Here is a 13,010-nt window from a genome sequence, read left to right as displayed (position 1 = left end):
CCTTAAGCGAAGGTTGCGGCGTATTCGTCCAGCGCAGCCTTGATCTTGTCGGACGCATCACCCTTGATCTTGGGATCTTCGTTGGTGATCCAGTCCAGCAGGTCCTGATGCTTGCCACGCAGGTGCGCCAGCAGGCCAGCTTCGTAACGGCCCACATCAGTCACTTCGATCTTGTCGAGGTAGCCGTTGGTGCCGGCGAAGATGACGCAGACGATTTCCGCGTTGGTCAGCGGCGAGTACTGCGGCTGTTTCATCAGCTCGGTCAGGCGCGCACCACGGTTCAGCAGCTGCTGAGTGGCGGCATCCAGGTCCGAACCGAACTGCGCAAAGGCAGCCATTTCGCGATACTGAGCCAGTTCCAGCTTAACCGGACCCGCAACCGATTTCATCGCGTTGGTTTGGGCCGAGGAGCCCACACGCGAAACCGACAGACCGGTGTTCACAGCAGGACGGATGCCCTGGTAGAACAGTTCGGTTTCCAGGAAGATCTGGCCGTCGGTGATCGAGATCACGTTGGTCGGAATAAAGGCCGACACGTCGCCGCCTTGGGTTTCGATGACGGGCAGAGCGGTCAACGAACCGGCACCGAAGTCTTCGTTCAGCTTCGCCGAACGCTCCAGCAGGCGCGAGTGGAGGTAGAAAACGTCACCAGGATAGGCTTCACGACCGGGCGGACGACGCAGCAGTAGCGACATCTGACGATAGGATACGGCCTGTTTGGACAGGTCATCATAGATGATCAGAGCGTGCTTGCCGTTGTCACGGAAGTATTCGGCCATCGCGGTCGCGGCATAGGGTGCTAGGAACTGCATGGGCGCCGGGTCGGACGCGGTCGCAGCAACAACGATCGAGTAGTCGATCGCGCCGGACTCTTCCAGTTTCTTCACCAGCTGAGCAACGGTCGAACGCTTCTGACCAACAGCCACGTAGACGCAGTACAGTTTCTTGCTCTCGTCATCGCCAGCCGCGTCGTTGACCGACTTCTGGTTCAGGATGGTGTCGAGGGCAACTGCGGTTTTACCGGTCTGACGGTCACCAATGATCAGCTCGCGCTGGCCACGGCCGATCGGGATCATCGCGTCGACCGACTTCAGGCCGGTTGCCATCGGCTCGTGAACCGATTTACGCGGGATGATGCCCGGCGCTTTGACGTCTGCAACGCCGCGCTCGGTGGATTCGATGGGGCCTTTGCCGTCCAGGGGGTTGCCCAGGCCGTCAACAACACGACCCAGCAGACCGGTGCCGATTGGCACGTCCACGATCGAGTTGGTGCGCTTGACGGTGTCGCCTTCTTTGATGTCACGGTCGGACCCGAAGATAACCACACCGACGTTGTCGCTTTCCAGGTTCAGCGCCATGCCCATGATGCCGCCGGGGAATTCAACCATTTCACCGGCCTGAACATTGTCGAGGCCATATACGCGGGCGATACCGTCGCCGACGCTCAGCACGCGACCGATTTCGGCCACTTCTGCGTCCTGACCAAAGTTCTTGATCTGGTCCTTCAGGATTGCAGAAATCTCTGCAGCTTGGATACCCATTTATCCGACCTCTTTCATTGCATTCTGGAGGGAGTTGAGCTTGGAGCGGATCGAGGTGTCGATCATCTTCGAGCCCACTTTAACGACAAGACCGCCGATGAGGCTCTCATCAACGGTCGCATTGATAGTCACGGTTTTGCCCACGTTCGCGGACAGCGTCTTGGACAGTTTTTCCATCTGGGTCTTGGTCAGCGCCTTGGCGGATGCGACATCTGCGGTCACTTCGCCACGGGCCTCTGCCAGTGCCTCGCGCAGCGCGGTCAGCAGCTGCGGCACGACGAACAGGCGGCGCTTCTGCGCCATCAAACCCAAGCTGTTCTTCAGAACCGGGTCCAGACCCATCTTGTCTGCCACTGCAGCGATGGCGGCCTCTTGCTCGGCGCGCGATACGACGGGCGAGGACAGCAGGTCGCGCAGATCAGCGCTGTCTGCCAGAGCAGCAACCAGATCGTTGATGCCGGTTTCCAGACCGTCGAGGTTATTGTTCTCTTTCGCGATCTCAAAAATCGCGGTGGCATAGCGCTCGGCAATGCCTGCGGAAATCGAAGCTGGTTCGGACACGTCCACCCTTCCGATACGTTGGCCCCGAAATCACCCAATCAGGCAACACGGGGGCGTGAAGAAACCCCGCCGTGGCGGCAGGGCATCAAATTCTTGGGGGATGTAGCAGAGCGTTTGCGACCTAGCAATAACCTATAGCGGTAACGGATTTATCCACATATTGTTTATTTTCAATACCTTACCGAAACTGCGACCGTTTGTGTCGGGTTGCGGGGTTGAAAAATGTTACCAAATTGCAGGTTTTTGCGATTCCTGTGACAGATTTCCGTCAGTTTGCCGCGAAACTGGCCCCATCAATAGGTCCAGTTTCCCGAGATCGGGCAGCCACTCACCCGCAGCCACTCACCCCTCGTCTGATTTCCCCGTTTTCTTTCACGCCCTGGCTGCAGTTGCTGCTGGCGCAAACTGGTATCTCTGGCAATCAAGTTAGTTACCAATGCTGGAAGCTACTATGCTTTTGACAGGATCGCCTTCGTTGATGGGGATCGCAGCATCAGTTGCTGTTGTGGACATGATCCAAGAGGATAACAGCGACAAAGAACAAATCCCACAGGTCAGTGAAGAGGATACACCCTCCGCCGAGATAACTGATGATCAAACAGACTCAGATGATGCAGACCCTGAGCAGACACATCGGATCAAGCGCTAAGTGAAGAACCACGAGATGCCGAGAGCGATCAAGAAGCCCCTCTTCAGCCTGACATCCAAATCACATTTGCGGACGGCAATTCACAAGACATCTCTGTTGACGACTTATAGCAGAATGGAAACAAGGCCCATTTGGACACGACCAATGCGGATGAAACCGTCGACATCACTCTGAGCATGAACAGAATTTGGGTATTGCTTCAGGTGGTGGCTGCGATGTGGGAACGGCCAGCTTCAGCGAAAACATAGAGCATTGAAATACGACTTTTGTTGACACTGCCAACGAAGGTGTTTGTTGCCCCGACAGAGTTTATCTTTCGTATCTCGTCGGTCAAGATGTGGACCCTGATCCTGTAGTCACAACCACCGCGTCATCATGGATGCCGAGGATCATCTTGACGTCGAGATTTCAGCTGAACTTGGCGCCGCAATATTGCCAACCTACTTCGCCGGACAGTACCAACCAGCTTCATCTTGCTGTTCAAGAGGCACCCAACACAGTGTGGGTCTGTATCGTGTTCCTGAAGACAACTAATTTGACCTGCTAGAGATCAAGGCCGGGATCGAAGCGGAGACCAGAGTAGACGAGACCGCGATGAGGAGACTTGGATATACGAAGATCGCTACCGTTCTCCTTGGCGAAGAGGGCAATATTCCGGACTATGATGCCCCCGTTGTGAACGAGGAAGCTCCGACAGAGGAATGGGATCGCTTCCGAGACGCCCCCACGATCACGTCAAACGTCCAAATACTTGAGCAGATCCGGGCAGCAGAGTTGTAGCGCGGATTGTCGCGGATCATGCAGGTTTCGGAAGAGGATTCGATAGCCCCTCAAGGATGCGGATACGGCTGGGAACCTTGTCCTTGATCCCTGCCCCACGTGGCGGATGCAGGCGTTTGGAGACCTCAACGAGAAACACGCCACCCGCCATGATCGTCGGCATCCGGGTGCCGGTGCGCTCGAGCAGCGGGCCGGACTTGAGCCAAAACCGCTTGAACGATGGCGGATGATAGAGCGCCGAGCAATGGAACTCGACCTCGAACTCGTGCTTGCGAAGTTGCGCCTCCAACTGGGTGAGCGTGTACGGACGGCCGTAACCGAACGGCGTCTTGTCCGACCGCGACCACAGTCCGGCCCGGTTCGGCACCACAAACAGCGCCCTGCCCCCCGGCCCCAACACCCGCCAACATTCATCCAGCAGGTCCGAGGGCCGCTCGGACGTTTCCAGACCATGCATCACGATCAACCGGTCGACGTGGCCGGTTTCGATGGGCCAGAGCGTCTCTTCGACCAGGACCGAGACATTGGGCTGCCCAGCAGGCCAGGCCATGACGCCTTGCGGCCCCGGCATCAACCCGATTACTCGCCGCGCGTCGCTCAGGTAGGGACGCAACAAGGGTACAGCAAAGCCGAACCCGGCGATGGTCTGCCCGGTGGCTTGCGGCCAGATTGCCTGAACACGACCACGCACAGCCGCCTGCGCCGCGCGCCCCAGCGTGCTGCGGTAGTAGAAATTCCTAAGATCCTGCACATCAAGATGCATTGCGGACGCCCGTATGATCGGCCAAGCTGCGGGCCAGTTTAGCAACGAAAGGTCAAAAGGCCATGCCTCTCGAGATCGTCACCATTCCCTGCCTCTCAGACAACTATGCCTTTCTGGCCCATGATGACGCAAGCGGAGAAACTGCCCTTGTGGACGCCCCCGAAGCCGGGCCCATTCTGGCCGAGCTTGAGGCGCGCGGATGGTCGCTCAGCCACGTGTTGCTGACCCATCACCATTGGGACCATGTGGACGGTTTGGGCGACATTCTGACCAAACACCCCGCAAAGGTTATTGGGGCCGCCGCAGACGCGCACCGCCTGCCCGCCCTGGATGCCCAGGTGAACGACGGGGACACATTCGAATTTGGCGGTGAAACCGTGCATGTCATGGACGTCTCGGGCCACACTGTCGGCCACATCGCCTTTCACATGCCTGCCAGCTCGGTGCTGTTCACCGCCGACAGCTTGATGGCGCTTGGCTGTGGCCGCCTGTTCGAGGGCACGCCGGACCAAATGTGGGCCTCGCTGTGCAAAATGGCCGCCCTGCCCCCCGAAACCACCGTCTGTTCGGGCCATGAATACACCCAATCCAATGGTGCCTTTGCCGTCACCATCGAACCCGAAAACCCCGACTTGCAGGCTCGTGTGGCCGATATCGCGCAAGCCCGTGCTGCTGGAAAACCCACCGTGCCCTCATCTTTGGCGTTGGAATTGGCAACTAACCCCTTTCTGCGCGCGGCAGAGCCGGGTATTGCAGCCAATCTGGGCATGTCAGGCGCCGATCCGGCGGCCGTGTTCACCGAAATCCGGTCGCGCAAGGACAGTTTCTGATCCCTTAACGGCCCGGTTCTCAACAACAGTCACAACAAATGTGACCGCTAAATGAAAGAAAACCCTTGAAGCCGGGCAAACATCAACCAAACTCTAATACTATGAGGACATGGTTGGCTGTTGGGGGTGCCTCCATCCCACGCCCCGCCCGACCCAAGACAGAGGAGCACCCGCGTGCCTTCATTCTCGAGCACACTTGAACAAGCCATTCACGCAGCCCTGGCCGCTGCCAACGAACGGCGTCACGAATTTGCCACGCTAGAGCATCTGCTTCTGGCGCTTCTGGACGAGCCTGATGCAGTGCGCGTCATGAAGGCCTGTAGCGTGGACTTAAGCGAGCTTCGCAGCACCCTGGTTGAATTTATCGACGAGGATTTGTCGAACCTTGTCACGGACATAGACGGATCCGAGGCGGTGCCCACGGCCGCTTTCCAGCGTGTGATCCAGCGCGCTGCGATCCATGTACAGTCGTCAGGTCGGACCGAGGTCACCGGCGCCAACGTGCTCGTCGCGATCTTTGCCGAACGCGAAAGCAACGCCGCCTATTTCCTGCAAGAGCAGGACATGACCCGCTATGACGCAGTGAATTTCATCGCCCATGGTGTCGCCAAGGACCCCGAATTCGGCGAAAGCCGCCCGGTGTCTGGAGCGACTGACGCCGAAGAAGAGGTGCACACCGCGACGACCGAGGGCGAACAAAAAGAAAGCGCCTTGGCCAAATACTGCGTCGATCTGAACGCGAAATCGCGTGAAGGCGATATTGACCCGCTGATCGGGCGCGACTCCGAGGTCGAGCGCTGCATTCAGGTGCTCTGCCGCCGCCGCAAGAACAACCCGCTGTTGGTGGGTGATCCGGGCGTGGGTAAAACCGCGATCGCCGAGGGGCTGGCCCGCAAGATCGTCAACGGCAACACGCCCGAGGTTCTGTCGAACACGACGATCTATTCGCTCGACATGGGCGCGCTGTTGGCTGGCACCCGCTATCGCGGCGACTTTGAGGAGCGTCTGAAAGCGGTTGTGACCGAGCTTGAGGACCACCCCGACGCCGTGCTGTTCATCGACGAGATCCACACTGTCATCGGTGCCGGTGCCACCTCGGGCGGTGCGATGGATGCCTCGAACCTGCTGAAACCTGCGTTGCAGGGCGGCAAGCTGCGCACAATGGGGTCGACCACCTACAAGGAATTCCGCCAGCATTTCGAAAAGGACCGCGCCCTGAGCCGCCGGTTCCAGAAGATCGACGTGAACGAACCCACGGTTGAGGACAGCGTGAAGATCCTGAAGGGTCTGAAGCCCTACTTCGAAGAGCATCACGACATCAAGTACACTGCGGATGCGATCAAGACCGCGGTTGAACTGTCGGCGCGCTACATCAACGACCGCAAACTGCCCGACAAGGCAATTGACGTCATTGACGAGGCAGGAGCCGCGCAGCATCTGGTGGCCGAAAGCAAGCGTCGCAAGACGATTGGTGTGAAAGAGATCGAGGCCGTTGTGGCCAAGATCGCCCGCATTCCGCCCAAGAACGTCACCAAGGACGACGCCGAGGTGCTCAAGGATCTTGAGGCCAGCCTGAAACGTGTGGTCTTTGGTCAGGACAACGCCATCGAGGCCCTGTCCAGCGCCATCAAACTGGCCCGTGCGGGTCTGCGAGAGCCTGAAAAGCCCATCGGCAACTACCTGTTTGCCGGCCCCACCGGCGTCGGGAAAACCGAGGTTGCAAAGCAATTGGCGGACACGCTCGGTGTCGAGTTACTGCGCTTTGACATGTCGGAATACATGGAGAAGCATGCGGTGTCCCGTCTGATCGGTGCCCCTCCGGGATATGTCGGGTTCGATCAGGGTGGCATGCTGACTGACGGAGTCGACCAGCACCCGCATTGTGTCCTGCTGCTCGACGAGATCGAAAAGGCGCACCCGGATGTGTTCAACATCCTGCTGCAGGTCATGGACCACGGCGAACTGACGGATCACAACGGCCGCACGGTGAACTTCCGCAACGTGGTGCTGATCATGACCTCGAACGCGGGCGCGCAGGAACAGGCCAAGGCCGCCATCGGCTTTGCCCGTGATCGTCGCGAGGGTGAGGACACCGCCGCCATCGAGCGCACATTCACACCCGAATTCCGCAACCGTCTGGATGCCGTGATCTCGTTCGCGCCGCTGCCGAAAGAAGTCATCTTGCAGGTGGTCGAAAAGTTCGTGCTGCAGCTTGAAGCGCAGTTGATGGACCGCAACGTGTCGATCGAACTGACCCGCCCCGCTGCTGCTTGGCTGGCCGACAAAGGGTATGACGACAAGATGGGCGCCCGTCCGCTGGGTCGCGTGATCCAGGAACACATCAAGAAGCCGCTGGCCGAAGAGCTGCTGTTTGGCAAACTGGCCAAGGGCGGCGTCGTTCGTGTGGGTGTCAAGGACGGCGAGTTGGATCTGCAAATCGACGGCCCGGACAAGCCGCGCATTTCGGGCGACAAGCCTCCGCTTTTGACCGCGGACTAATGCGTGCGGCGCTGATCGCACTTATGTCGCTCGCCGCGTTCCCTGCGGCGAGCGAACCTGTTTTGACCCTGCCCGTTGATTGTGTCCTGGGTGAAACCTGCCACATCCAGCAATATGTCGACCGCGACGCCGGGGATGGCTATCGCGATTATCAATGCGGCAACCTGGCCTATGACGGCCACAAGGGCACCGATTTCTCGCTTCCCACCCTGCAAGCGATGCGGGACGGCGTGAATGTCATCGCCGCCGCACCCGGTGTGGTGCGCGGCGTGCGTGATGGCATGGAAGATCGGCTCTACACCATCGACAATGCCAAGGACGTCAAGGGCAAGGAATGCGGCAACGGCGTTGTCGTGCGGCACGACGACGGGTGGGAAACGCAGTACTGCCATCTGAAAAAGGGATCGGTCCGGGTGCGCACCGGCTACAAGGTCAAGCGCGGCACGGTGCTGGGTGAGATCGGGTTGAGCGGCAAAACCCAATTCCCGCACTTGCACATGTCGGTGCGCCACAATGGCAATGTGGTAGATCCGTTCAACACAGGCGATGTTGCCGCCTGCGATGTCGAGGGCGGCAACCTGTGGCGCTCTGTTCCCGATTACCTGCCCGGCGCCCTGATCGAGGCCGGGTTCGCCGACCGTGTGCCCGACTATGAAGAGGTTCACACGGGCACCGCGAAACAGACCCAAATGTCACCGGAATCGGGTGCCTTGGTTCTCTATGGGTTCGCCTATGGTGGCCGCAAAGGCGACATTGTCCGGATCGAAATCCACGGGCCCGAAGGGTTGATGGCCAGTTACGACTCGGTGCTGGAAAAGAACTTGGCGCGGTTCTTTCGCGCCTATGGCAAGAGATTGAAAAAGACGCGCTGGCCAAGCGGCGAATATGATGGCATCGTGACCATGATCCGCGATGGCCAGGTGCTGAGCCGCGCCGCGACCCAAGCGACGATCGACTGATCCCCCCCCGACAACCAGACAGGTGCATCCCATGCCCAACCCCGCCTATTGCCAAGCCATGGCGCGTTACAATCTATGGCAAAACGACAATCTGATCACCGCAGCCAACACGCTGTCCAAGGCCGAACGCCAAAAGGATCACGGCGCCTTTTTCGGTTCGATCCAGCAGACGTTCTCGCACCTCGCCTGGGGCGATACAATCTGGTTCAGCCGTTTTGCGGACATCCAGCCTCCTGATCTGGCGATAGCGGATTCCGCCCAATATCTGCCAGACTGGGAAGCGTACTGCACCCGTCGCAAAGATCTGGACCAGCAGATCCTGGCCTGGGCCAAAGAGGTGCCAGAGGCCTGGTTCAACGGCGATCTGAGCTGGTATTCCGGGGCGATTGAACGCGACGTAACCAAACCGAAAGCCCTGCTGGTGATGCAGTTCTTCAATCACCAAACCCACCACCGGGGCCAGATCCACGCCATGTTGACAGCCGCAGGCGCGCGCCCGGGGGACACCGATATCCCCTTCATGCCAGACAGCTACGCCGCGCTCTGAGCTTTATTTTTCCGTCAGTTTCAGCTCGATGCGCCGGTTTTGGGCCCGCGCTTCGGGCGTGTCTGCGGTGTTCAACGGCTGGTATTCACCAAATCCGTTTGCCGACAGACGATCCGGCGGGATGCCCAGGAACTCGACCATGTAGCGAACCACGGACAGAGCACGGCCCTGGCTGAGCTCCCAGTTGTCAGCGTATTTGCCAGAGCCGAACAGCGGCACGTTATCGGTGTGGCCATCCACGCGGATCACCCAATCGATTTCGGTGGGGATATCGCTGGCGATGGATTGCAGGATGCGGGCAACCTTGGCGATTTCGAACTGACCGTCGATGGACAGATCGGCACTGCCGGGATCGAACAAAACCTCGGACGAGAACACAAAACGGTCGCCCTCGATCCGAACCCCCTCTTGATCGCCCAGAAGACCCCGCAAACGGCCAAAAAATTCGGATCGGTACTGCTCTAGATCCTTGGCCTGAGCCTCCAGCGCGCGGGCCTCTTCTGCCAGTTTGATGGCCTCGGCTTCGAGCCTCTGGCGTTCCGCCTCTTCCAGCAGGCGACGCTTGCGCTCCTCAGAGGCGGCGCGGGCCAGTGCGGCGTTCAAATCCTGCCCAAGGGTCTGCAACTGAACCTGTGCCGCCGCGTCCCGGTCCTTGAAGTCATCCAGCAAAGCCTGCAACCCGCCAAGCTGCGAGCGCAAGGCCGCGACCTGTTGATTGAGCAGCGCTGTCTGTCGCTGCGCCTCGGCTGAAATCTCTTGCTCGGCCGCAAGAGTTTCACGCGCCTTTGCCAAAAGAATGGCGCGCTCCTCGGCCAGATTGCGTTGACTGTCAGCTTCCTGGCTGGCGTTATCCTGCGCATTGAGAGCTGCCAACAGACGGGCTTGCAACAGCTCCTGATCCGAGGCCGCCGTTTGCGCACGCTCCAGGGCGTCCAACGCTTGTAGCAGGCGCGCCTCGACTTCGGCTTTGCTTTCTTCGGTCCCTGCCGTCTGAGCGCGCGCGGTCTCAAGATCAGCTTGCGCCAGAGCCAATTGCGCTTCCAATTCGGTGACTTGCGTGGTTTGCGCTGCCTGTGTTGCTTCCATCAAGGCCAAAGTACGGGTCAGGCTTTCGGCCAATTCGTCGCGTTCGCGGCCTTGGGCCTTGGCAATATCGATCTGCTCCAAGGCCTGCGTCAGCTCTTGTTGCAGGGCGTCACGTGCAGCATCGGCTGCCGCCAACAAGGTCAGCGTATCTTCGGCTTCCTGACGCTGCTGTTCCAACGCCAGCGTCATCGCCGTCAGCTCGGTATCCGCGTTTTGCAGGCGTTCGCGCAGGGCTTCGGCTGCGGCGGCCTCGGCCAGGCGGGCCGCCTCTTCATCGGTCAGTTGCTGTTCAAGCGTGTTGATGCGGCCCGCGCGCTCTTCGCCTTCTTTCTGCAGGTCGGCCACCAGCGCCTCGAGCGCCTCGCGGCGGGCGGCCGCCAATCGTGCGGCCTCGACTTGGGCGTCAATCTCGCTGCGCGACTGCGCAAGCGCCAGGTTCAGCGCCTCTTGTTCCGTCAGCAGATCAGCGCGTGCCTGGTCCAGCGCATCGCGCTCTTGCTGCAACGTGGCAATATCTGACAGCACCCGGTCCCTATCCGCCAACAGGGCCGCAACTTGGGCCTCAAATCCGGTGATCCGGGTTTCGGCCTCGGTCAGAGCCGTCCGCTGCGCATCCCGCTCGGCGGTCAGCGAGGCAATGATCGACGCGCGTTCCGCCAGTTCTGACTGTGCGGCATCCAGATTATCCTGTGCCTGATTGAGGGTCGAATTGAGAGCCCCCAACCGCGCCTCAAGTTGGTTGCTTTCACGCTCTTCCAATCCAAGTGCCAGAGCCAGGGCCGACACCTCGGCCGACAGCGCGTCCAACTCGGTTTCCTGGCCTGAAATCGTCTCTCGCAGGACAAACTGCACCACCATAAAGATGGTCAGAACGAACATCAGAACCAGCAATAGTCCCGTCATCGCGTCTACGAAACCGGGCCAGATCGACCCTTGGAACCTTTGACCCGTACGACGTGACAGGGGCATGGAATCAATCCCCGCTGCGTGGCGAGGGTGCGCGGCCTGCCGACATGGCTGTTACGAGCAACTCAATATCCTTGCGTAGCTCGGTCATACTTTCCTGACGACCCGCTGAAATCTCTTCCAGGATGCGTAGCATCTGCACGTCGATCGAGCGCAGGCGCATCCGGCTTTCGGCATCCAACCCTTCGTGCTGGCCCTGGGTGCGCATGATCTCGACCAAAGCGTCCTGCCCTGCCGCGACCCGGTCGAGCGCTGCAATGGTGCCCTCGGTCTGCGCATCCCGGTCACTCATGGCGCTGATCGCATCGACCAAATGGCCGAGGCGTGCGTTCACCTCAGCCTGCGATTTGTCCGAGGCTTCGAACATGGCGCGCAGACCTTCCATCTGCTCGGCCATGTGGTCCATCACGTTGGTGATGGCACCAGTATCAACGCCGCCCTCTTCACCATCGCCCGAGCTGAAGCCCACGCGGGTGATCGAAGACAACCACTCTTCCAACTCGCGGTAGAACCGGTTTTGACCGTGCCCTGCAAAGAGTTCCAAAAGTCCAACGATCAGCGACCCGGCGAGCCCCAAGAGGGACGACGCAAAGGCAACCCCCATGCCGCCCAACTGCGCCTCGAGCCCGGTCATCAGGCGATTGAAAACGGCGATCCCCTCTTCGCCCTCTTGCGGGGCGAGGCTGCGAATGGTGTCAACGACGGCAGGAACCGTGGTGGCCAAACCATAGAACGTCCCCAAAAGGCCAAGGAAAATCAAAAGATTGACGATGTATCGCGTAATCTCCCGCGCCTCATCAATCCGCTGAGCCACCGAATCCAGGATTGAGCGGGTCGAGGATGACCCCAGCTGCATCCTTGCACCGCGCGACCGCAAGAGCGAGGCCAGCGGTGCCAGCAATTGCGGCGGCACCACATTGGCGTTGTGCTCGCCCACGGCAAAGGCCTCGATCCAGCGGACCGAGCCGATGAGCTGCAGCACCTGCCAGAAACAGGCCAGTACCCCGATGACAAATACAAAGACAATGAACCCGTTCAGGTAAGGGTTCGCCTCAAACACCGGCAAAACTCGCGGAAGCGCCAGAAACGCGCCTGCACCTGACAGGCCCAGAACGATCAGCATGGTGACGATCTGTTGGATCGGTTGCGAGAATTGTGGTCTCGTCTCTTGTTCTTGGTGCGCCATGCGCGGTCTTCCTGACATGGGTTGTCTGCTCTGGCCTGAACCTAGCGAAGAATTGACCGCTGCGCCAAGGATTTATGCCGAAAGCACACGCACGCGGTCCGACAGCCAATCCAGATCTGCGTCGCTCAGGCCGATTTCGGTCAGATGTTGGGCAGTGTTGTAAAGATATTCGGTGTTTGGCCCGCGGCCCCCTACGGCGTGCGCGATAATCTGAGCTTGCCGTTCCAGCTCCATCCCGCCGCAATACTGCACGTGGTCGGGGTCGATGACATAGGTGACGGCATTCACGACACTGCCGTCGTCCAGCTCTACATCCAGCATCCGCTCCAGATAGGCCGACGACACCAACTCGCGTTCACGCAACTCGGCCAGGGTCTTGTCCTCGTGGCCCGGCTCTACCGCCAGTGCCAGCCCCCGGCAATGCGCATCCGCCACCTCATCCAGCGCCAGCACAAGGCCGGGCTTGTCCTCGGTCCCCCGATGGTGGATTGAGCTCATGCAGAATGACCGCGCATATCCGTGCAGTGTCGCCAGCTCACTGCGCGCCACGGGAAAGCCCGGGTTCCACAAAAGCGATCCGTATCCGAATACCCACATCGTCATGGTGCTGGTCCTTGCCTGTTTCGGCCTATAAACATCAAAA

The 13,010-nt window shown here is 59.7% G+C and carries 12 protein-coding genes; 6 read left to right on the top strand and 6 right to left on the bottom strand.

The features are described 5' to 3' along the window. Positions 1–2: 2 nt before the first annotated feature. Both atpA and TRL7639_RS05335 read right to left on the bottom strand, forming a co-directional pair. The gene (gene atpA, locus TRL7639_RS05340; RefSeq protein WP_085794726.1) at positions 3–1,541 is read right to left on the bottom strand and encodes a F0F1 ATP synthase subunit alpha; all 1,539 of its coding nucleotides are present in this window, start codon (positions 1,539–1,541) and stop codon (positions 3–5) included. Continuing rightward, complete coding sequence (locus TRL7639_RS05335) at positions 1,542–2,102, bottom strand: F0F1 ATP synthase subunit delta (protein WP_085794725.1); 561 nt, start codon at positions 2,100–2,102, stop codon at positions 1,542–1,544. Between the two features lie 436 nt (positions 2,103–2,538). Between TRL7639_RS05335 and TRL7639_RS05330 the strand changes: the two genes are divergently transcribed. Further along, positions 2,539–2,751: a hypothetical protein gene (locus TRL7639_RS05330; protein ID WP_133057614.1), complete on the top strand. Its 213-nt coding sequence runs from the start codon at positions 2,539–2,541 to the stop codon at positions 2,749–2,751. A gap of 594 nt (positions 2,752–3,345) precedes the next feature. Beyond that, complete coding sequence (locus TRL7639_RS23200; RefSeq protein ID WP_085794723.1) at positions 3,346–3,531, top strand: hypothetical protein; 186 nt, start codon at positions 3,346–3,348, stop codon at positions 3,529–3,531. A 16-nt stretch (positions 3,532–3,547) separates the two neighbouring features. On the opposite strand, the gene TRL7639_RS05320 is transcribed toward TRL7639_RS23200, so the two are convergent. Then, entirely contained in the window at positions 3,548–4,294 is a 747-nt protein-coding gene (locus TRL7639_RS05320) for a methyltransferase domain-containing protein (RefSeq protein WP_085794722.1), read from the bottom strand. 62 nt (positions 4,295–4,356) lie between these two features. On the opposite strand from TRL7639_RS05320, the gene gloB reads away from it, so the two are divergent. The 4 genes from gloB to TRL7639_RS05300 all read left to right on the top strand — a co-directional run bounded on the left by gloB (position 4,357) and on the right by TRL7639_RS05300 (position 9,129). Then, complete coding sequence (gene gloB / locus TRL7639_RS05315; RefSeq protein ID WP_085794721.1) at positions 4,357–5,124, top strand: hydroxyacylglutathione hydrolase; 768 nt, start codon at positions 4,357–4,359, stop codon at positions 5,122–5,124. 174 nt (positions 5,125–5,298) lie between these two features. Beyond that, positions 5,299–7,623 (top strand): ATP-dependent Clp protease ATP-binding subunit ClpA, encoded by a 2,325-nt coding sequence (gene clpA, locus TRL7639_RS05310; protein WP_085794720.1) that lies wholly within the window; start codon positions 5,299–5,301, stop codon positions 7,621–7,623. Next, positions 7,623–8,582, top strand: coding sequence for a M23 family metallopeptidase (locus TRL7639_RS05305; RefSeq protein ID WP_085794719.1), 960 nt, complete (start codon positions 7,623–7,625; stop codon positions 8,580–8,582). The genes clpA and TRL7639_RS05305 overlap by 1 nt, the downstream gene beginning before the upstream one ends. A 31-nt stretch (positions 8,583–8,613) precedes the next feature. Further along, complete coding sequence (locus TRL7639_RS05300; RefSeq protein ID WP_085794718.1) at positions 8,614–9,129, top strand: DinB family protein; 516 nt, start codon at positions 8,614–8,616, stop codon at positions 9,127–9,129. A gap of 3 nt (positions 9,130–9,132) precedes the next feature. Here TRL7639_RS05300 and TRL7639_RS05295 read toward each other — a convergent pair whose 3' ends face one another. The 3 genes from TRL7639_RS05295 to TRL7639_RS05285 form a co-directional block, all read right to left on the bottom strand. Next, entirely contained in the window at positions 9,133–11,184 is a 2,052-nt protein-coding gene (locus TRL7639_RS05295) for a peptidoglycan -binding protein (protein ID WP_085794717.1), read from the bottom strand. Positions 11,185–11,188: 4 nt separating this feature from the next. Beyond that, on the bottom strand, positions 11,189–12,367 hold the full coding sequence (locus tag TRL7639_RS05290) for a biopolymer transporter ExbB (protein WP_085794716.1): 1,179 nt from the start codon (positions 12,365–12,367) through the stop codon (positions 11,189–11,191). A gap of 72 nt (positions 12,368–12,439) precedes the next feature. Further along, complete coding sequence (locus tag TRL7639_RS05285) at positions 12,440–12,970, bottom strand: gamma-glutamylcyclotransferase (RefSeq protein ID WP_085794715.1); 531 nt, start codon at positions 12,968–12,970, stop codon at positions 12,440–12,442. Between the last annotated feature and the right edge of the window lie 40 nt (positions 12,971–13,010).

This window comes from Falsiruegeria litorea R37 (assembly GCF_900172225.1).
Classification (GTDB): Bacteria; Pseudomonadota; Alphaproteobacteria; order Rhodobacterales; family Rhodobacteraceae; genus Falsiruegeria; species Falsiruegeria litorea.
Note: the sequence above shows the minus strand (reverse complement) of the source record. Positions and strands in the feature narration are given on the sequence as shown.